This window comes from Aquimarina sp. Aq107 (genome assembly GCF_943733665.1).
Lineage (GTDB): Bacteria > Bacteroidota > Bacteroidia > Flavobacteriales > Flavobacteriaceae > Aquimarina.
The window spans coordinates 2,373,907-2,396,750 of the sequence record NZ_OX030782.1 but is presented as its reverse complement, the minus strand read 5'-3'; the positions used below and the strand labels follow the sequence as shown (position 1 = coordinate 2,396,750).

Sequence of the window (22,844 nt, the reverse complement as noted above, 5' to 3'; positions counted from 1 at the left end):
TTGTTCTAGAATTTATAGTTTAAAGATAGATTTATCATAGTTCCCAATTGACTAAAATGATATCCATCATATGACATTTGAGAATATCTACCATTAAATGTAATTAAATTAAAAGCAGTTTTTGTAGCATCAGCATCATTAAGCACGGCAGTGCCAGTAGGAGTAAGGGCTTTAAATTCCCACTCTGGTAATACATCTAGAACATTGTTAATGTTTAACGCCAATGTTATTTTATCGGTTGCGTTGTAGTTTATTCCGAGGTCAGTAACTACTTTGGTCATAAATTCTACTCCAAGATCAGATCCTCCATCGCTATCAGCAGCATCTCCACCTACCAGTCCTTCTAGATCTTGTAATCCTTGATTTCTAAATTTTGTAGGTCCAAATAATGTGTTGTTTAATGAGAATCCGAACTTTCCAATATCGTAGTTGGCACCCAAAATAGCCTTAAATTCAGGTCTAGAAGTAAAAAACAATGCTTCTTGAGTATCATTTACTACTGATTGTCCTGCATCTGCAACTAATTGAGGGTTATTGACAGCCCCATCTCTTTCATTTTGGATTGTATAGTTACCAGAGAGACTAAAGCCAAGTTTTCCGCTTCCTAGCATAATATTTCTGTAATTTGCAACCAAATCAATTCCTGATGTTCTTGTATCAATAGCATTTACAAAGAAACTCACATCTGATAAATTATTAGCTGTTAATACATCATCTAAAGGTGTGTCACCGGCTTCTGTAGCTCCGATTTCTGTACTTAGCACAATTCTGTCTTCTACTTTAATATTATAATAATCTAGTGTGAAATTAAAGTCTTTACTAATTTTAGCACCAAAACCTATCGTAAAGTTTGTAGATTTTTCTGCATCTAATTGAGGAATTGATAAGAATTGCGCTTGAGGAGAAACGTTATTAATTAATCCTCCTACCTGTATACCTTGACCAGGAATAAATGAAAACTGTGCTCGTTGTGTATATATCTGATGTAAAGTTGGAGCTCTAAATCCTGTAGATAGAGAAGCTCTGACAGTGAATTTATCTTCTAAAAATTTATAGCGACTGCTGATTTTCCATACAAAAGCTTCACCAAAATCACTATAATCTTCTAATCGAATTGTACCATTTACTAAAAAGTCTTCAGTAATATCTGCAGAAATATCAAAATAACCTCCAAAGTTATAACGATTAAATTTCCCTGAGTTTTCTGGTCTATTACCAGCAAAAGAATCAGCACCTTGACCATCGTAAGAAGCAAGATCTCCTTCTATGATTTCAAAAGTTTCTGTTCTAAACTCAGCACCAAAACCAATACTGATTTGATCGGTAATAAGTTTAGCGACATCAATATTACCAACACTGTGGGTAAATTTTGTTCCTCCTGGATCAAAAGAAATAGGACTGTTTTGTTGGTATAATTGAGAACCTTCAGTGATTTCTCCTGGATCAACGATACCATTATCATTTGCATCTATCCAAGTAGATGGAGAAAAAACAGAACTACGATTATGGGAGTTGTTTACCGTATAATCTTGAGAATTTCCTCCAGTGGTATAACTTAAATCATAATTCCAGCCATTTTTTTTGGTTTTGAAACCTATAGTGGCATTATAATCATTTAGATCTCCTTCAAAAGTAGGGACATATCCAATATATTCTCCATTGGCTCCATTAGGGAAAAAATCATTGAGATATGAGAAAAAATCTTCTCCATCTATATCATCAGGATTAAATGCCTCAGAACGTCTCCAATATGGAGTTCTATAATTTGCAAAACTGTTTACTTTTTTATAAACATAAGCAGCATTAGCATATATTTCTGTGTTTTCACTAATATCATACCCTCCATTTACTAAAAATTTGGCAGCAGCTGTTTCGGGGGAACCATTTATGTTACCAGCATCTGGAAATTGGCTTAAAAAGTCATCCACAGAAGCTCTTCCAACTGTATTTCCTATTATTATGTTTGGTGCATCTGGTTTTGGAGTTCCATCAGGAAGATTTGGATCGACAAAAACAAAATCACCAAATTCCCCATCGGCGTCCACTGCTCCTGGGCGATTAGCTAGGCTAACTTTAGAAAAATCTACTGTATAATTAAAGAAACCTTTGTCTTCTCCTATAGTAGATCCATTATTAACACTTATGCCAATTGTTTCTCCATCACCTTCAGAAGTAATACCAGTTCGTAAGGTTGCCGAACCATCTTTGTAACTATCTTTTAAAATAATATTCATTACTCCGGCAATCGCATCAGATCCATATTGAGCAGATGCTCCATCTCTTAAAATTTCTACTCTTTTAATAGCATCTGTGGGAATAGCTGAAATATCAGAACCTGTTTCACCTCTACCAGGAGAAGTTTGTGTGTAAAGTAATGCACTGAGATTCTTACGTTTTCCATTAATCAAAATTAATGTTCTACTAGGTCCCATATTTCGAATTTCATATGGATCCAATAGGGAAGTAGCATCATTTACAGGAGTTTGTACAGTATTAAATGATGGTATTTTATATTGCAGTGCTTTGTCAAATGTAATTTGACCAGTAGAAGCTAATTCTTTTGCGGGCAATACATCAACAGGTAACGAAGAAGTAGTATTACTTCTTGGTAAAGACCTAGTTCCAACTAAAATAACTTCATCAAGCTCTGAGCCGCTAGAAAGAGTAACGTTAATAATCGATTGGGCATTAATTGAGACTTGCTTAGTTTCAAACCCTACAAAACTAAAAACTAGAGTTCCATAAGAATCAGCTTCAATACTATAGGCTCCTTCGAAATCGGTAATGCTACCATTATTGGTACCTTTTTCGAGAATATTGACGCCTGGTAGTGGGGAGCCTTGACTATCCGTAACAGTTCCAGTGATTGTGTTTTGAGCATGGGTCATAGAAATAAATAAGCCCAACAAAATGAGAGTGAGTTTTTTCATGTAAATAATAATTAAATTGGTTTAAAAATAAAGATAGTAATAAATCAATATTTACAAAGGGAGAGAGCCAGTTATTCTATTTTTTTTAAAGGGAATTTTACACTAAATATTTGTCTGAATTAAGCTAAAATGATAAAACTTTATTTTTTTAAGTTTTGTTTAGAATAAATGATAGTTTTTGGTAGTCTATTTTTGTTTTTTTGTTTTTTTTGATCTGTTAATAAAAACAAATAAAAAAATAGTGGATATAGACTATTTTACTTTAAAATATTTATGTATTGGATATTGTGATTACAATGTTTATAATAAAGTAATAACGATATGCGTAAGTATTTATGTAAACAAAAAGAGAGTCGAAAACAATGACTTTGATGTCAAATCATTTCCGACTCTTTTTATTGATAATACAACTTTAAACCATTTAGAAGCTAAAATCTAATCTAGCATAATAATAGGCTCCACCAAATCCCATTTGAACGGCATCCCAATATCCACCAGCTTCGGTTTCTCCATCATTTTGTTGATCAGGATATTCGTTAGTGATATTGTTACCTCCAATGGTTAGTTTTAATTGGTCTGATAACTTATAACCTAAGGTAAGATCAGCGGTTATTTTTGCTCCATATTCATCTTCTGTGTCTACAAAATCTACGAGAGTGATATCACTAAAACGAGTCAAACCAAGACCAGCATTAAATTTTTCCGTATTGTAATTAAGGTTTAATGCAAATTTACTTCTTGGAGCAGAGGCCAGTAAAAATGCTTGTTCTCTTTTTCCAAAGAAAATATCAGTATCTAAATTAGTATTTACAGCTGTGATATACATATTGTTTACATTTCCAGCTAATAGTGCAGATAATGTTCCAAAATTATAATTTCCTTTCCACGATAGTACAAGGTCCATACCTACGGTTTCTGTATCAACTCCATTAGCAAAAAATTGAGCTTCATTAACGTTATCAATTTCTGTAGCTTCAAAAGTACCAGTAAGAACGATACGATCTTTTATGTCAATATAATATCCATCTACCGTAGCTGAGAAATCTCCCAATTTAGCAGTTAAACCAAGAGAAGCGTTTAAAGAAGTTTCTTCTTTTAACCTATCAATACCGAAAGATGCAGTAACCTGACTATTATTAGGAGCTAATAAAGTTTCTGTAGCAATACCACCTTGGAAGTCAGTAAATCTAAGATTGTAATAGATTTGCGCTAATGATGGAGCTCTAAATCCAGTACTTATCGAACCTCTAATATTAATATTTTCAGAAGCTTTAATTCGTAAAGCTAATTTACCATTAATAGTACTTCCAAAATCGCTATAGTTTTCGAATCTTGCAGCACCGGCTAAAAGAAATGCATCGGTAATATCTAATTCTGCGTCTGCATATAGGGATAAGTTAGATCTAGATCGGTCTACTTCGTTAGCAGGACTATATCCTGGAAATCCTTGTGAGCCTCCTGGTCTTAATTCACCACTATCGGGATCTACCGGTTGTGTTTGCGTTGCAGGATCTACAATAGGTAACCCATTTATATCATAGGTAGCATAAGAACCTTCTTCTCCTGCAAAAATGATAAAGTTTTCTGTTCTGTATTCTGCTCCAAAAGCAAGGTTTAAGCCTTGAGCCATTTTTGGATAATATTTAGAAAAATCCAAATTAATTGTGTTTTGACTTAGGCTGTGTCCTCCTGCATCAAATTCTGTAGGCGAGTTTTCTTCTAATGAAGCATTTAATGTACCTTCTATGAAATAATGAAAATTGTTTTTACCCCAAGTATTACTTAGATCAATTTTCCAACCGTTGTCTGTCTCAGTTCGTACTCCAGCAGAAATTGAATTATCAATAATGTTAGAAGTTATTCTTGGAGTAAAACCATTAGGATAAATTTCGGTTACCACACGTTCGCCTCCATTACGAGTAAAAGCAAAAGCATCTGTGTCACGATAGTTTCTTCCTCCAAAAGCATATAATTCTGTTTTTTCTGATAAAGGAACATTAGCATTTACAAATAGATTAAAACCATCAATGGCAGCTTCTCCAAATCCTCTTCTAAAATCAAACCCAGGTCTAAGGGTTTTATTTTTACTTAAATATTCTGTGGTAAAATTGATGTATCCTTTATCTCCGATACCAACACCGTAATTAGCCGTTACTTTAACAGAGCCACCATCAAAACTTTTATCATCGGCGATTCTATTACCATCATTTTCGGTGTCTAAACGATTCCCGTCTGTATTTGGAGTGCCATCAGGAAAATCTCCTTTGGCATTTGTGTTATATGCTCCATAACTGATACTACCACTTAGTTTATCAATATTATCTTTTAGCACAATGTTTATAACACCTGCAATAGCATCAGAACCATATTGTGCTGCAGCACCATCACGAAGAATTTCTATTCTTTTTATTGAGGTAGCAGGAATTGTATTAAGGTCAGTACCAGAATTTCCACGACCTCTAGTTCCAAAAATGTTGATTAAAGATGAACTATGTCTTCTTTTTCCATTAATCAGAACTAAAGTTTGATCCGGACCAAGACCTCTTAAACTAGCAGGGTCTACATGATCTGCACCATCAGAACCAGATTGTTTATTTGCATTAAAAGAAGGCGCAGAATATTGTAATAATTCATTGATTTCTATTTTACCACTTTTGGTCACAATATCTTGCATATCAATAATATCTACAGCGACCGGAGTATCTGTAGCTGTTCGTTTCGGACTTCTAGAACCTACAACGATAATTGTATTAAGAGCTTCCCCTTCTAATAAGGTAACATCTATTTTATCTGCTGTACCTACAGTTACTTCTTGAGTTTGAAAGCCAACAAAACTAAATACTAAAATAGCATTTTCATCTACCGCGATGGTGTATTTTCCGTCATCATCGGTTATTGTTCCTTTATCAGAACCTTTTTCAGTAATATTAACAAATGGTATAGGGGATCCTAAAGCATCTGTCACTGTTCCTGTAACAATTTGTTGACTAAAGGTTAAGCTTGTGAATAAGCCAAATAAAATGAGTGTGAGTTTTTTCATGTGAATATATTTATTGGTTTAGCAATTAAAGATATTCAATTAATCTAGATTTTATGTATAGCGATCATATTTATTGTAAGTTGAGTTTTGGTATCTAAATTTATTGGAAACATTCTATTTTTAAAGATTTTTTTAAAGTGGTATCTAATTCAGAACATTATAAAATTAAAACAAAGTTGATTACTATAAGATGTAAACGAATACTATTTAATTGGCTACGAATTCTATTTTTTAGTACTCGCTTATGTTGTACGGTTAAAACTTTAATTAAGTACTTGTTAAATTCACTTTGGAAAAATTTAATTGGATTTTAAATGTAAACACCTCATTTACAAATTATTAAAATAAACCCATAATCATTTTGTTAAATTTAACAAAGTATGTATTAGTTTGTTAATCTTTTAATAATTAGGTGTTTTTTCCCCGTTTAATTTATAAAAACGTTTGTGCGCTTGGTGTAAATTATTATCATTGCACAAAAATTGGTTGACCAATTTTTTAATTGGTTTACCATTTAATTTGACCTATAACTTTTAACAAGCGTAAGCATTAAAAACAATCATTAACAATGAAAAAAACATTAATTATTAGAAAAGAAACCCCCCTTTTGTTTTCTATTTCAGCTTTTATTTTAATACTATTCATTTCAGTGACAAGCTGTACAAATGAACAGATTAGTGATGAACTATTGGAAACTATAAAAGGTGATTCAGAAGTTAGGATTTCTATACCAATTCAAAACCCTGGTTTTGAACTTGGAGAAGTTAATTGGGGAGACCCAGAAAATTATGCAATCTCAAGTGAGGGAAAATCCGGGAGCAAATCAGGTAAAGTATCTAGTTCTTCAGGCTCAATAGAACAAACTGTTGATGTTAGTAGAAATACTGATTATGTCCTGAAAGCATGGGTAAAAGGAAATGGAGAACTTTCTGTTGGAGGACAATCAAATGATTTCGATACAGATGATTTTGAAGAAGTTTCTATTACATTCAATAGTGGAAGCTCTTCTTCTGTGACTATTTTAGGAACAAGAATCAGTGGAGATGTTCGTTTTGATGACTTCTCACTTAATAGTACTTTGATAGATGGACCAGTAGCGCCAGGTCAGATAATACCAATTAGTGTTTCTGCAAACGGAAATCAAACTGGATATGGACCAGAAAACACAGTGGATGGTGAGATTGAAGACACAGAATCAAGATGGTCATCTAATGGATATACAGGAAAGTATATTACTTATGATCTAGGTATAGTAAAAACTGTATCAAGTGTAAAAATAGCTTGGTTTAAAGGAGATGAAAGAGAAGCTTATTTTAAAATTAGAGTGGGTAATTCTACCTCTTCATTAACTACAGTATTTGATGCTAAAACTATCGGCAGTAGCGGAACAACAGAAGGATTAGAAACTTTTGATTTTGAAGATGTTGATGCTAGGTACGTAAGAATATCCAGTTTTGGTAATTCTAAAAATAGTTGGAATAGTATTATAGAAACTGAAATTTATGGAAACGATGAAGATAGCGATGAAGATGACGATGATACAATTCCTCCTGGGTCAGTATCAGAGTTAAATGCAGTAGCTGGTAATAGTTCTGTTGCTTTAAATTGGAATAATCCTGGAGATTCTGATTTCAATAATGTACGAATTACATATGATGGAGGAGAGGTAACTTCTTTTGGAGAAAGTGTGACAATTAATAATTTGATTAATGGTACTTCTTATGCATTTACTGTAGTTGCGGTAGATAATTCAGGTAACGTTTCTGCTAGTAAAGTTATAAATGCAACACCACAGGGTCCACCACCACCAGGAGGAACAGCTGCTAGTATTATCGGACCTGGATGGAAGCTAAATGGATTTACCGGTTCTTTAGCAATTGGTAGTAGTGATAATGGATTGGATTATGCAGATAATGCGAGTAAAAATGAAAGTCACTTTTTCTTTGAGAAGGATGGATTTGCAGCATTTAGGTGTTATCCAGGAAATCCTTCTTCTGGAGGTTCGAGCAATCCAAGATCTGAGTTAAGGGAAGTGATAAATGGCGGAGATGGTTATTGGAATGGAAATACAAATACTGAGTACTCCATGAAGTGGAGATTTAGAGTCGAAAATTTACCTCCTTCTGGAAAATTAGCTTTTGGTCAAATTCATGAAAGAGATGATTTTTATGATGATGTTATAAGAGTTCAAGTGCAAGGGGATGCTGGGCAAAGTTCAGGAGAAGTAGATTTGAGAATATTAGGATATGTAACAGAGAAAGTTGAAGATCGTGAAGGAAGAACAATTGATTTTGATATGAGTTTGGATACGGAGTATTATTTTGAACTAACAATGAGTAATGGAGTGGTAACTTTATATAACCTTAATAATAATGGAGATAGAATAGAAGAGTTATTTCAATCCATTAATATAGGTAATGCTAATGAAAACTATTTTAAGGCTGGTTGTTATTTACAATCTACAAGTAGTAGTCATGATGATTCTAGTGATTATGGTGAAGTACTGGTTAAAGATTTACAAGTATCCCCAGATAATTAATTTATTTTAAAATTAAAGAGTATTAAGACCGCTTAATTATTAAGCGGTCTTTTTTATGTTGTAATTATATGTTATTCAGAATTTTAGATAGCTTATCTAATTAATTTGAAAATATTTATATCAATATTTAGTACAAAAATATATGAATTCAATGTTATTTTGGTTAAAATTTTAACAATATCAATAATAAATTATAAATATTTTACGAAAACGTTTGAGTTGTGTTAATAAATCATTATTATTGTGACAACTAAATTGGTCAACCAATTTTATTATTGGTATACCAAATATTTAACACAAATATTATGAATAACTCAAAACAAACAATTATGAAAACTTTTCGTAGAAAAAAAGATGCATCCGGTTTGCGTTTTTTTACTAAAATTTTCCTAGCCTTTACTTTGATATTGGTTGGAATTTCTTGTGAAAATGAAGAATTTATTGATTCAGAGGATTCTATGATTACAGATGAATCTCTCGAAGCAAAAGCTACGCCTGTAGTAGGCAAAATTTACACTATTACAAATTTAAAAAGTGGTCGCACATTAGACATTGCCGCTGGAAGTAATAATAATGGTGCAAATCTTCAAGTATGGGGAACCAACGCTAATACAACTGCTACTCATAGACAATGGGAAATACTTTCTGTTGGCAATGGTTACGTACGTTTAAAAGGTGTAGATAGTGGTAAATCATTAGAAGTGTCTGGAGGTAATAATTCTAACGGAGCTAATGTTCAGCAATGGGCATATCAGGGTACCACACATCAACAGTGGCAAATACTTTCTGTAGGAAATGGATATTTTAGACTTAAAAATAGAGATAGTGGAAAAAGTTTACGAGTAGGAGGGACATCTAATGGAAGTAATGCAGATCAGTGGGCATACAATGGGTGGAATAGTCAAAAATGGTTTTTTACGGAAGTAGGAGGTACAATTAATCCTCCACCTCCACCAACAGGTGGAACTGCATCTAGTATTATTGGTAGTGGTTGGAAATTGAATGGTTTTAGTGGAAATTTAAGTGTTGGGAGTAATGATAACGGTTTAAATTATGCAGATAATGCAAGTAAAAATGAAAGTCATTTCTTTTTCGAAAAAGATGGATATGCAGCCTTTAGATGTTATCCAGGAAACCCTACCTCTGGAGGATCTAGTAACCCTAGATCTGAGTTAAGAGAGATAATTAATGGTGGAGATGGTTATTGGAATGGTAATACCAATACAGAACACTCTATGAAATGGAGATTTAAGATTGAAGATTTACCACCTTCTGGTAAATTAGCGTTTGGTCAAATCCATGAGAGAGATGATTCTTATGATGATGTTATTAGAGTTCAAGTTCAAGGTAATGGTGGTCAAAATTCAGGATCTGTTGATTTAAGAATATTAGGATATGTTACTGAAGAGATAGAAGGAAGTGGAAGAACCATTAATTTCAATATGCAAATGGATACTGAATACTATTTTGAGTTAACAATGAGTAATGGAGTTGTGAGATTATATAACTTAAACAATAGTGGTAATAGAATTGAAGAATTATTTGAATCTGTAGATATAGGTAATGCTAATGAGAACTATTTCAAAGCAGGTTGTTATTTACAATCAACTAGTAGTAGCCATGAAAACTCTAATGTTTATGGTCAGGTATTGATTAGAGATCTACAGGTATCTCCTGACAATTAATATAAATTGATTTGATAGTTTTAAAGAACCGCTTAATTTAATTAAGCGGTTTTTTATTTTAAAAATAGTCAATGATATATTAATCGGATAGAAAATTAATCATAGATACGTTTAGCGAATTTTAAACTTGATATATTTTTATATATAAATCTAGAGAAAACAAACTTATTTCAATTTATAGGTGAGGGTAATAACAGAATCCTTAACAGTATCATAGGTTTCTAGAACTAGATTTTTAGATTCATCAAAATGTCCTAAACAATTATCTTTGATACCACTGTTTATTATATAATAACCATTAGAAAGTAGTTTCGCTTTGGATATTTTTTCTCCTTGTTCATCAATAAGTGTTAATATATATCCTGTACCATCTGGAACACTACTATATATTTTCTCGTTAGAGGTAGTTCCAGCATTTTTTACGGATACCTTTTCGGGAGTGTAAACTGCGGTTCTGTTAGTTTCATCATCTTCTTCATTTGGATTAAGTGTAACCTCACTTTTTTTGGTAATTACTTGTTGTTGTTTTATTACCTTTTCTTCTCCATTAGCACCTTTAATTCTAATAATTTTTGTCACTACTTCTTCAGAAGAATTTTCTTTAGGTTTAGTTTCTGTCTTTTTTTCTTCTTCATTATTATTTTCTTCAGATTGCGCATATGTTATAAAGCCAGAAAATAAGAGAATTATTACAATAATGTTGTTAAAAGTTTTCATTGGTTTATCTATTTGGTATTGTAAAATTACAAAAATGTAAGGAGAACATTTTGTATAGTTATGAATTATGAAGGATTCAATCTTATGCATTGATTATTAATATTTATTTTAATTATGGAATCTCTTTAACTAGTATTTGTATACTATGTGTTAATACCATTATCTTTGCACTCTCAAAAATTCAAGCAAATATCATATTTGCTGTTATGTTATATTAATATGAAAGCAGGAATAGTTGGATTACCAAACGTAGGAAAATCAACACTTTTTAATTGTTTATCTAATGCAAAAGCGCAAAGTGCGAACTTTCCATTTTGTACAATAGAACCTAATATAGGTGTTGTTAATGTGCCTGATCCAAGATTGGAAAAACTGGAAGAATTGGTAAACCCTGAACGTGTTATACCTGCAACAGTAGAGATTGTTGATATTGCTGGATTAGTAAAAGGAGCCAGTAAAGGAGAAGGTTTAGGAAATCAGTTTTTAGGAAATATAAGAGAAACTGATGCAATTATCCACGTGCTACGTTGTTTTGATAATGATAATATAGTTCATGTTGATGGATCAATAGACCCAATTCGTGATAAGGAAACTATAGATATAGAATTACAATTAAAAGATTTAGAAACTCTCGAAAAGAAATTAGATAAGATAAAGAGAGCCGCTAAAACTGGTAATAAAGAAGCACAGAAAGAAGAAGCAATATTATTAAAGTTAAAAGATGGTTTGGAGGCAGGATCTTCAGTTAGAGCTATTGAAGTTTCTGAAGATGATCATGCAGAGTTTGTAAAACCATTACAGTTTATAACTGATAAACCAGTATTGTATGTATGTAATGTAGACGAAAGTGCTGCAGTGAATGGTAATGATCACGTAAAACGGGTAAAGGAAGCTGTATCAACAGAAAATGCTGAAGTAATTATTCTTGCTGTCGGAACAGAAGCTGATATCACTGAGCTCGAAGATTATGAAGAAAGGCAAATGTTTCTTCAGGATATGGGGTTAGAAGAACCAGGGTCATCAGTTTTAATAAGAGCTGCCTATAAATTGTTAAATCAACAAACATATTTTACAGCGGGCGTAAAAGAAGTAAGAGCTTGGACAATTCCTATTGGTGCTACAGCTCCGCAAGCAGCTGGTGTTATTCATACAGATTTTGAGAAAGGATTTATTCGAGCGGAAGTTATTAAATATGATGATTACGTTTCTTTTGGAAGTGAATCTAAAGTAAAAGAAGCTGGAAAGTTAGGCGTAGAAGGAAAAGGATATATTGTAAATGATGGAGATGTAATGCATTTCTTATTTAATGTATAAAGATATTTAGATATTATTTTTATTGAAAAACCTCTTGAAAACTTTCAAGGGGTTTTTTGTTGGACATCGTAATTTTGCTAAATGTGTGTAATACCTGCAAAAGATATTGTGATTAATTTTACTGAATGCAAAAATCTAAACAAATCTCATTAGGTATAATACTAGCAATTATTGGAGTTATTTTATTTTCTGCCAAAGCAGTTATGGTAAAAATGGCTTATAAATATCAGGTAACTTCAGAGCATTTGTTGTTGTTTAGGATGTCATTCTCTCTGCCTGTGTATATAATTATAGCACAATTTAATAAACCTGCTTCTCCAGAAAATATTAAGAGAAAAGATTATTTGTGGATTGTGTTTTTTGGTTTTATTGGATACTATTTAGCTAGCTATTTTGATTTTCTTGGATTACAATATATTAAAGCGGGATTAGAGCGGATAATTTTATTTGTATATCCAACTTTAGTGCTAATAATTTCTAGAGTATTTCTAAAACATAAAATAACAAAACAACAACTAGTTGCTATATTAATTACATATGTAGGAGTATTAATTACGTTTTGGCAAGAACTTCAATTAGATATTCCGAACCTTCTTTCAGGAGTGGTTCTAATTTTTTTAAGCGCACTTACGTATGCTATTTATTTAGTCGGTAGTGGCTGGTTAATACCAAAGTTCGGAGTTGTTGTTTTCACCTCTTATGCAATGATTATATCTTCTTTATGTATTATTTCCCAATATTTAATTTTTGATAGAAGTGATATTTTAAGCTATTCTTCTGAAGTATATGTGCTTAGTGTTTTAATGGCTTTTTTCTCTACAATAATTCCGTCATATCTTATTTCTTCTGCAATAGCTCGTTTAGGAGCTTCTAATGTAGCAATCATTGGGAGTTTGGGCCCTGTATCAACAATATTGTTAGCATTTTTTATTTTAGAAGAAAGTCTATCTATACTACAGATAATAGGAGCAGGGATTGTAATTTTTGGGATTTATATTACTACAAGAAAAAAGTGAAAACCATCAATCATTTATTTGTTTATTTTAATCTTAAAGCAATAAATCAATATATATTCTACTTTTTTTAGTAAATTAACATAGGATATTAATCATTTTTGTTGGTAAATTATAGCATAATTTAGTATCTCTGCTAGTTAATCAAAACTGCATATTTTGAGGAAAAAATTGTTATTTGCATATCTAATATTCTCTATTCCATTTCTGATTCGTGGTCAGCAAGAGTCCAAATTCCCTATTAATGATAGTTTACAATATTTAATAGAAACATCGAATAATTTAACATTTGAGTACAAGGTTAAAGAATCATTAGAGTATGCTATTAAAGCCGCTAATTATGCTCATGAATTAGATGATGATCATTATAAGGCAGAAGCATATTATTTAATGGCATATAATTATCAAATATTAGTTGATTATAAAAATGCAGAGCAATATTACAGAAAGTCCCTAAAGTATGCTGAAAAAGCAAATGATTCATTATTGATTTTATGGAATAATAATGGTTTAGGAAATGTGTATTCTGATGGTTATAAAAATTTAGAAAGCTCATTGATTTATTATAATAATGCTACAGAGTTAGGGAAACTACTCAAGAATTCAGAAGAGTATATGACCCCTATAATTAATTTAGCTTGGACTTATGTAGATGCAAAAGATTACGATAAGGCGATTCCTTATTTAGAAGAGGCTCAAAAATTGGTTGTAGAAAACAAAGATGTAGAAGGATATTGCGAGGTATATTATCTAAAAGGAAAATTAGCACTAGGTAAAGATAATCTGGAAGAGGCTGAAGAGTTTTTTCAAGAATCTCTCCGAATAGCAGAAAGACATAACATGCTATTAGAGTTATCTTATATTTATGAAGCTAGGGCCGAAATGTATGAAAAACAAAGTAAATTAGGAGAAGCTTATAAAGATATTAAACGTTATCAAGAGTATAAAGATAAAGTCTATAACAAGGAAACCTTGAAACAAATAGAAGTTGCAAGAGTTAGTTTTAGCGTTGATGAGTATGAGCGCGAATTAGAAATAGCAAAAACAGAAAGAGAATATCAGGCCAAAATGGCTAAAAACAATAGAACGATTAATATTATTTCGGTTGCAGGGTTAATATTTTTATTCGCTACTGCATTCTTTTTGTATATAGGATATAGATCAAAGAAAAAATTAAATGATGTATTAAAAGATAAAAATGTAGAGCTTGTAGAGGCAAAAGCCGAGGCAGAAAAGCTTACTCAAGTTAAATCTCAGTTTATATCTACCGTAAGTCATGAACTAAGAACACCACTTTATGGTGTAGTAGGCATTACTTCCTTGTTACTTGAAGATGAAGATGTTTTGGAGAAACATCGACAACTATTAGGTTCATTAAAGTTTTCGGGTGATTATCTTTTAAACTTGATAAACAATGTATTACAAATTAGTAAGATAGAATCTAATAAAGTAAGGTTAGCAAAAACTCCAACAAATTTATTTAAGCTTTCTCAAAACTTACTCAATTCATTTGAGTATCAAGCTAAAAGTAAAGATAACCAACTTATTTTAGAAGTTCCAAATGATTTACCAGATTCTCTTAATGTAGATTCACTTAGATTATCAGAAATTCTGATTAACCTTATAGGAAACGCATCAAAGTTTACTGAAAATGGTAAAATATGGCTTAGAATTAAAATATTAAGTAAAGAAAATAACACAATACAGATTAGATACGAAGTAGAGGATAGTGGTGTTGGGATCCCAGAAGACAAAAAAGATTTTGTGTTTGAGAAATTTTCTCAAGTTGATAGAGAATCAAATAATCTAGAAGGAACTGGTTTAGGCCTTTCCATTGTGAAGAATCTATTACAAATGATGGACAGCAAAGTCTACTTAGAAAGTAATGAAGGTAGAGGCACAAAATTCTATTTTGATTTACAGTTAGAGATTTTAGAAGATGGAGAGGATCAATCTCCTAGTGATCGAAATAAAGGAGCCACTAATGTATACCGAAGAATTTTAGTAGCAGAGGATAATAAAATTAATCAAATAGTTACTAAGAATTTATTAAGTTTAATAGGATACGATTGTGTTATAGTAGAAAATGGATTCAATGCTATACAAATGGTTAAAAAGGAAGATTTTGACCTAATTTTGATGGACCTTAATATGCCATATCTTAATGGTAGTGAGGCAACCAAAAGAATTAGAGAATTTGATCAAACAACTCCTATAATAGCACTAACAGCTGCCGAGTTGGGAGAAGTACAAGAGGAATGTCTTGCAATAGGAATGAATGATATCATTAATAAGCCATTAAATAAAAATGATCTTAGAGATATCATATCAAAAAACCTGATCCCTTAGTCTTAAAAGATAAATGCTGTCAGAAAAAAAGACATTTCTCTGACAGCATTATATATAATTAGTTGGTTCCTTCCGGAATTTTTATTTTTTTATTTTTTACGTATTTATCAAGCCATTGATCTTGTTCCCATAAAAGATGTAAAATAGATTCCTTAGCTCTGTATCCATGACTTTCTTTAGGTAACATGATAAGTCTTGCTGTAGCTCCTAATCCTTTTAGAGCATTAAAATAGCGCTCGCTCTGTAATGGATAAGTTCCGGAGTTATTATCCGCTTTTCCGTGTATAAGAAGAAGAGGAGTCTTCATCTTATCAGCGTGCATAAAAGGTGACATTGTATTATAAACTTCGGGAGCTTCCCAATAACTTCTTTCTTCACTTTGGAATCCAAAAGGTGTTAGTGTTCTATTATACGCACCACTTCTGGCAATACCAGCAGCAAAAAGATTAGAATGTGATAATAGGTTAGCAGTCATAAAGGCTCCATATGAATGTCCACCAACAGCTACACGAGTTCTATCAATAAGACCTAAGTTATCTACTGCATCAATTGCAGCTTTTGCATTAGCGACCAATTGTTTTCTAAAAGAATCATTAGGTTCTTCATCACCTTCTCCTACAATAGGGAAAGAAGCGTCATCCAATACTACGTATCCTCTGGTAACCCAATACACCATAGAACCCCACCAAGGATAAGTAAATTCATTTGGATTAGAAGTTGATTGCGAAGCACTTTTTTTATCTTTAAATTCTTCAGGATATGCCCATAAAATCATTGGCATTTTTTCCTTTTTTGTTTTATCATATCCAATAGGTAAGTACAAGGTACCCGATAATTCTAATCCATCATCTCTTTTATATTTGATAACTTCTTTATGCACACCTTGTAGCGCCGCAAAAGGATTAGCAAAATTGGTAATTTGTTTTACTTGGTCCTTAGCGTTTATATTTCTTATATAATAGTTAGGATATTCACTAGGTGATTCTAAACGAACAAGAAATTCTCCTTTTGTAAGATTAATTGCACCATTTATACTTTCGACTTTATCTGTATAAGTCGACTTATAAACTCTTTTTTTAGCGTTACTTTTTAGGTTTAATTTATCGATAAAAGGAAATTGACCCTCTTTACTAAATCCATCTCCCATTAAGTATACATTCTCTTTATTAATGTCTACTACAGAACGTCCAAATTCATTTTTAGAAGTTACGAAGTTTCCAGGATCATTATATCTGTCTTGGTAATTTCTATCGTGTATTATTTCTGGTTTTTCAGAAGACTTATTTGGATTAAAAACATAAGTTTTAGTGTTTCTAGTATTCCACCAATAATCATAAGCAAAAGCTATGTTTTTGTCAGAACTCCATTGTATTCCGCTATATCTATTGATCGTTTTTAGTATTGATTTAGGTGTGTTTTCGAAAGGAGCATCTTGTTCAAAAACTTCATCTCTATATTCTACTTCTACATTTGGGTCACCTTTATCTAAGGCTTCCGCCCAAATTAATGTTGCTGGTTTGTCAGCTCTCCAACTCATAGATCTTTTTCCTATTCTAGCAGACATAAAACCTTTAGGGCGTACTTCATCAATAGGAACTTTATTAACAGTCTTAAAAACTTCACCAGTACTTTTATAAATAGTAGTTTCTTGAGGAAAACGATAATAAGGAACTAAATACGAAAATGGTTTCTGTATTTCAGTGACCATTACATAGTTTCCATCAGGAGAAAAAGAATAATTACGTATCATTCCTGTTTTAGACCAAGATTTCTTAGTACCATCAAGATTTACTTTAAATATTTCTGAAGTTGCTAATTGCTCAAAATTATACTCATCATTTGGATTTTTTAAAAGATCTTGATAGGTTCTATTCTGCGCTTTTGTACCTTCACTAATAGAAATGGTAGGTCCAGATGGAATTGCTTCATCTACGTTTATTAGATCTTTCTTTTTATTAGGTAGAAACTTTACTAATAAAGAAGAATTATCCTTAAACCATCTAAACGGAGAACCAATATTAGCATTTAATGTGGCATCTGTTATCTTATTAGCCTTATTACTTTTTATATCTAAAATCCATAATTCAACGCCATTGCCACTCGTATTTGTAAACGCAGCTTTAGTTTGATTAGGAGACCAGGATATATTGGATATTCTGGGGTTAGTTGGTAATCCAGTCACTTGTACAGGCTCTCCATCTATTTTCTTTGTCTTAATATTGTTATAGTAATTTGTACGACTAGAAATATTTGTTTTTGGATTAATTCTTAATCCTGCTAAACGCATTTCTTTTTCTGATAATTCTGCGATAGTTTTATATCCATCTCGATATAGAAAAATCATATGTTCTCCTTTCTGATCAATACGTATAGATGGTGCGAGTGGCACATCTACCAAATCTAGGATTTCCTTTACAGGTTTTTGATATTCTAAATTTTCTTGGGCATTTAATACTGAGCCCAAAAACAGTATAATAAAAAATGATTTGATGAATTTCATAATATTTTTTTTGAGTTTTATATGACACTCAAAAATAGAGATTTATTTACTCAAATATTAGATTTCAGGTGTTTTTGGAGTAGGGTATTGCCACGAATTTATAAATTTAGGACAAAGTTTGTCGTTTTATCTATTACTAATGCTGGAGTTTCCTTGTGCGGAGTGTGCCCAATATTAGAGATGATTAAAGACTCAGATTTTCCAGAAGTTTTTTGAACAATACTATAGACTTGTTCTAAAGTTCCGTACTCATCATTTTCTCCTTGAATAATTAGAGAAGGGCACTGTATGTTTGAAAGATAATTTTCAATATTCCAATCCAGAAAAGAAGGAGATAACCAAGTCTCTGCCCACATTCTAAATACATCCTCTGTATTATTCCGATGATATTTAGTAAGCTTATCTTTTAGATTGGTTGTTTTATAAGCAATTTTGGCTTCGCGAATTCCTTGTAAAGTTTCTTTTTCTACAAATACATGTGCTCCTTCGGTAATAATACCAGTTACTTTTTTAGGATACAAAGAAGCTGTAAGTAATGCAATAGTGCCTCCATCACTATGACCAAAAAGTATAACTTTTCTTAACTCTAGGATATCAATTAATCGGGCTAATATTTCAGCTTCCTTTTTAAGATAATCTTTACTTCTTTTAGTTTCTGAAAACCTTTCTGATTTTCCATATCCCTGACGATCATAAGAAAGTACATTAAAGTTTGTAGACTTTTTTATTTTGTTTGGAAAATCTCTCCAAAGCTCTATACATCCTAAGGAATCGTGTAAAAATAGTATGGTAGGTTTTGATAGGTTAAATGATCTCGGATCCTCAGAAAGTCGTATTCTGGTTGTATCAATATTAATATCCAAAGTGATAGGTATAAGTAAATAATGTCCAAAAATAGGTTAAAGTCTATACAATTTATATATTTTGCATGACCAAAGTTGTAACGCTCACTAATTTTTTGCGTCTAGCATTATAAACAATTGAATAAATGAAAAAAGTATTATTGTCATTGACCATTAGCGTCATGCTAATTGGATGTGGATCAGTTAATCAAAAAAATGGGATTGCTTCTAAAGTTCCAATAAGTACAGAGGTTGATTTAACACAGGTTACAGATGATAAAGTTCCTGTCGTAATTAATCCAGGACGGTTTATACAAGATACTGTTAAATATTATCTTCCAAAGGTTGTTCAAGGGACATATGCCGTTAGTGATTTCGGAAAGTTTGTAGACGGTTTTAGAGCATTAGATTATAATGGAGCCGAACTAAAAACAGAAAAGGTTGATACAAATACTTGGTTGATAGCAAATGCGAAACAACTGGATAAGATTGTATATGAAGTTAATGACACTTATGATATTGAAAATACAGCAGTAGGGACGCCTTTTTCTCCTTCTGGTACTAATATTGAAGAAGATAATTTTGTATTAAACTTACACGGGTTTATAGGGTATTTTGATGTTTTAAAAAATAACCAATATGCATTAGAAGTAAAAGCTCCTACTACAATGCAACGAACTTCTGCTTTACAAAATGTTGGTTCTGAAAAAAGCGAGGATGGTACGGTTACAGTTGATAAATATTTTGCTGCAAGATATTTTGATATTACCGACAACCCTATGATGTACGGTAAATTAGATGTAGAAGAGTTTGAAGTAGGAGGAATTAAAATCGTTTTAAGCGTATATTCTCCAAACAAAACATACACTGCAGCTGGAATTAAAGAAACTGTTTTTAAAATGATGAAGGCCCAGAAAAAGTATTTGGGAGATATTGATAGTACTCCAAGATATGATATTTATTTATATCTGGCGCCTCAGTCGCAGACTGCTCCTACCGGTTTCGGAGCGTTGGAGCATCACACATCTACTGTAGTGGTATTGCCAGAAGCTATACCAGAAGATGCATTGGCATCTGCAATGATAGATGTAGTATCTCATGAGTTTTTTCACATCGTAACACCTTTAAGTGTTCACTCAGAAGATGTACACTATTTCGATTATAACGATCCTACTTTTTCTAAACATTTATGGATGTATGAAGGAGTTACAGAGTATTTTGCTAGTGTTTTTCAGATAAACCAAGATTTAGTTGGAGAAGAAGAGTTTTATACTAAGATGATGGGTAAAATTGAATCTGCTAACTTATATGATGATGCGATGAGTTTTACTGTAATGAGTGAAAACATATTAAACGAACCTTATGCAAAGAATTATGCAAATGTTTATGAAAAAGGAGCTTTGATAGGTATGTGTATTGATATACTTATACGAGAAGAAAGCAAAGGAAATCGAGGGATTTTATCTCTAATGAAGGAACTATCCCTAAAATATGGTAAAAATAAACCTTTTGAGGATGATAAAATAATTGAAGAAATCGTTGAAATGACCTATCCATCTATTGGAGAGTTCTTAAATACACATGTAGTTGGAGATACTCCTATTAATTATAACGATTTTTTCAAGAAAGTAGGTCTTTCAGTGGGTGAAAAAAATATTGAAACAGATTATGTAAGAAACGGTAGTTCTATCATAGTTGGAGGAGATCAGGATAAGAAAACTATATTTTTTACAGAAGAAGTTACCGAAAATAGTTTCTGGGCGGATAATGGAGTACAGCCATTTGATGTAATAAAGGAGATCAATGGAACAGAATTAACTTTGTTAAATGCAAATTCTGTCTTACAAGGAACTCTACAATGGAAAGTAGGTGATGAGGTAGAGGTAAAATTGGATAGAGAAGGAAAAGAAATTATAATAAAAACAAATCTTACCAAATCCTATACTAAAGGGAAAGCTTTAAGTGATACCGAAAATCCAACAAAAGCACAATTAGAATTACGAAATTCTTGGCTAAAAGGATAGTTCAAAAGTATAAAAGAATAAAAAAACGGATCAAATTGATCCGTTTTTTTATTAAAAGATTTTTATATTTAATTTGAAATCTTTTTTTAAGATTAAGTTTCAGGAAACCCATCCACTCCAGCTGCTAGACGATCCCTTTTAACTTTAATCTTTTTCCTCATCCAATCAGGATATTCAGAATCATCTTCAGCCTCATAAATTTTAATTTCTTGCGAATCATCAGGCTGTATAAGGTCTTCTTGTCTGCATTTTAGAATTTTTGCGGCAGTTTCCACACCAGAATAGCCAGCTCCAGCAACACCATGAGATAAAACACTGGCTCCACATAAATAGAGGTTCTCTATTTCGCTTTTTGCTTTATAAGCAAAAGGTCCTATCTGCCAAAAACTTTTTTCTGTTCCATAAACACAGCCATTGGTAGAATTAATATAATATTCATTGGTAATCGGTGTTCCTAATTCCTTTTGTACAATCTTACTTTCTATTCCAGGAATAACTATCTCTAGAGTTTTAATCATCTTAGACATTAGTTGATCTTTAAAATCTAAATAGGCTTCAGAACGTCTGCTATTTTCATTCTTAAATTGATTAAAGGATTCATGGTTAATATAAGTGATGGCCTCTATAGTGTGGTATCTACCATCAAAACTTATAGGATCCTTAAGTGTAGTGCAACTGATAAACATTCCAGGAAAAGTATCACCTTCTAAAATATTAATTTTTTGAGTTTCTTCAAATAAAGCATCAAGATCCTCGTGCGCCATCATCCAAATATTCCCGGAGTCCAAACCAGCTTTGCGCACATCCATATCGACTGTTAGGAATAGCATTAATGAAGTACAAGAATATTTAGTTTTATTTAAACGTTTATTAAGCTTTTTACTAATATGTTCTCTTCCAATTAAATCAATAAATGTTTTTCCTGGATCGGCATTAGAAATAATTCTTTTTGCAAAAACTTGTTCTCCATTTTCTAATTGTACTCCAATCGCTTTCTTTTTCTTATTGCCTTCTAGTAATATTTGTTTTACTTTTTCACTAGTTCTTATTTCTCCTTGATGTTTTTTTAGGGTTTTTGTCATAGCTTTTACTAAAGCGCCACCACCACCAATAGGGTAATAGCCACCGCTAGAATAATGCCCCATAACTGCTGCGTGTAAAGGGAAACTTGCTTGTCCTGGAGGTAATCCGTGATCACCAATTTGTATGTTTAATACAGCTCTAAGTAATGGACTTTTAATGTGTTTTTTAATAACTTTTCGAAGACTAAATACACTGTACTTCCCCATGTTTTTAGTTCGGAATGGTATGGTTAGATGCGCCCAGAAACCTTTTACTTTGGGAATTAATTGTAATTCATAACAAACATCGCTAACTAGTTTTAAATAACTGGAGATTCCTTTTTCTTCTTCAGGAAACTTTTCACTTAGTGTTTTTTTGATATTCTCGTATCCTGCCGGCATATCAATTCGCTCATCACCAATCCAACAATGTTCGTAAGCTTCAGGATTCATTCTGAAAAAAGAAATATCATTCGCAATTCCCAAACCTTCATAAAGAGTACTCGTGGATTCTCCCTTATTTAGTAAACCAACGTAATGAACTCCGGGAGTATAACGATATCCGTTAAGATAAAAACTATGACACCATCCTCCAGGAACATCGTGTTGTTCTAGTACTAAAACTTTTTGACCAGAACGAGCTAGACAAATTGCGGCAGAAAGCCCACCAGCACCTGATCCAATAATTATGGTGTCATACTTTTTGTTTTCATTTGAAGATATTTCCGAATAGTTTTCTTTTTCCATACACTCTAATACCTGTTATTATATCTTAGATTTAGCAATTTTTGTTAAAGGTATAGTTTTTTAGAATACAGAAGAAGTGGCTA

Annotated in this window: 12 protein-coding genes; 6 read left to right on the top strand and 6 right to left on the bottom strand. The window is 32.1% G+C overall.

What is annotated here, in order from left to right; genetic code table 11:
• Nucleotides 1-5: 5 nt before the first annotated feature.
• Together NMK29_RS10075 and NMK29_RS10070 are read right to left on the bottom strand one after the other, a co-directional pair.
• Nucleotides 6-2,930: a TonB-dependent receptor gene (locus NMK29_RS10075; RefSeq protein ID WP_108804019.1), complete on the bottom strand. Its 2,925-nt coding sequence runs from the start codon at nucleotides 2,928-2,930 to the stop codon at nucleotides 6-8.
• 421 nt (nucleotides 2,931-3,351) lie between these two features.
• The gene (locus NMK29_RS10070; RefSeq protein ID WP_108804021.1) at nucleotides 3,352-5,970 is read right to left on the bottom strand and encodes a TonB-dependent receptor; all 2,619 of its coding nucleotides are present in this window, start codon (nucleotides 5,968-5,970) and stop codon (nucleotides 3,352-3,354) included.
• Between the two features lie 568 nt (nucleotides 5,971-6,538).
• Between NMK29_RS10070 and NMK29_RS10065 the strand changes: the two genes are divergently transcribed.
• Together NMK29_RS10065 and NMK29_RS10060 are read left to right on the top strand one after the other, a co-directional pair.
• Nucleotides 6,539-8,509, top strand: coding sequence for a polysaccharide lyase family 7 protein (locus NMK29_RS10065; RefSeq protein ID WP_108804022.1), 1,971 nt, complete (start codon nucleotides 6,539-6,541; stop codon nucleotides 8,507-8,509).
• A gap of 329 nt (nucleotides 8,510-8,838) precedes the next feature.
• On the top strand, nucleotides 8,839-10,194 hold the full coding sequence (locus NMK29_RS10060; RefSeq protein ID WP_159092264.1) for an RICIN domain-containing protein: 1,356 nt from the start codon (nucleotides 8,839-8,841) through the stop codon (nucleotides 10,192-10,194).
• A gap of 165 nt (nucleotides 10,195-10,359) precedes the next feature.
• On the opposite strand, the gene NMK29_RS10055 is transcribed toward NMK29_RS10060, so the two are convergent.
• Nucleotides 10,360-10,911 (bottom strand): hypothetical protein, encoded by a 552-nt coding sequence (locus tag NMK29_RS10055; protein WP_108804024.1) that lies wholly within the window; start codon nucleotides 10,909-10,911, stop codon nucleotides 10,360-10,362.
• 219 nt (nucleotides 10,912-11,130) lie between these two features.
• Between NMK29_RS10055 and ychF the strand changes: the two genes are divergently transcribed.
• The 3 genes from ychF (at nucleotide 11,131) to NMK29_RS10040 (ending at nucleotide 15,587) form a co-directional block, all read left to right on the top strand.
• Nucleotides 11,131-12,225 carry a redox-regulated ATPase YchF gene (gene ychF / locus NMK29_RS10050; protein ID WP_027391717.1) on the top strand — a complete coding sequence of 365 codons (1,095 nt, stop codon included), beginning with the start codon at nucleotides 11,131-11,133 and terminating at the stop codon, nucleotides 12,223-12,225.
• Nucleotides 12,226-12,350: 125 nt separating this feature from the next.
• On the top strand, nucleotides 12,351-13,241 hold the full coding sequence (locus NMK29_RS10045; RefSeq protein WP_108804025.1) for a DMT family transporter: 891 nt from the start codon (nucleotides 12,351-12,353) through the stop codon (nucleotides 13,239-13,241).
• Nucleotides 13,242-13,397: 156 nt separating this feature from the next.
• Nucleotides 13,398-15,587 carry a response regulator gene (locus NMK29_RS10040; RefSeq protein WP_159092265.1) on the top strand — a complete coding sequence of 730 codons (2,190 nt, stop codon included), beginning with the start codon at nucleotides 13,398-13,400 and terminating at the stop codon, nucleotides 15,585-15,587.
• A 58-nt stretch (nucleotides 15,588-15,645) separates the two neighbouring features.
• On the opposite strand, the gene NMK29_RS10035 is transcribed toward NMK29_RS10040, so the two are convergent.
• Together NMK29_RS10035 and NMK29_RS10030 are read right to left on the bottom strand one after the other, a co-directional pair.
• Nucleotides 15,646-18,087 carry a S9 family peptidase gene (locus tag NMK29_RS10035; RefSeq protein ID WP_108804027.1) on the bottom strand — a complete coding sequence of 814 codons (2,442 nt, stop codon included), beginning with the start codon at nucleotides 18,085-18,087 and terminating at the stop codon, nucleotides 15,646-15,648.
• Between the two features lie 98 nt (nucleotides 18,088-18,185).
• Nucleotides 18,186-18,950, bottom strand: a complete 765-nt coding sequence (locus tag NMK29_RS10030; RefSeq protein WP_234424289.1) for an alpha/beta fold hydrolase — start codon at nucleotides 18,948-18,950, stop codon at nucleotides 18,186-18,188.
• A 125-nt stretch (nucleotides 18,951-19,075) separates the two neighbouring features.
• On the opposite strand from NMK29_RS10030, the gene NMK29_RS10025 reads away from it, so the two are divergent.
• A complete protein-coding gene (locus tag NMK29_RS10025) occupies nucleotides 19,076-20,953 on the top strand; it encodes a peptidase M61 (protein ID WP_108804028.1) in 1,878 nt (625 codons plus the stop codon).
• A gap of 92 nt (nucleotides 20,954-21,045) precedes the next feature.
• On the opposite strand, the gene NMK29_RS10020 is transcribed toward NMK29_RS10025, so the two are convergent.
• Nucleotides 21,046-22,761, bottom strand: a complete 1,716-nt coding sequence (locus NMK29_RS10020) for an NAD(P)/FAD-dependent oxidoreductase (protein WP_108804029.1) — start codon at nucleotides 22,759-22,761, stop codon at nucleotides 21,046-21,048.
• Nucleotides 22,762-22,844: the final 83 nt, after the last annotated feature.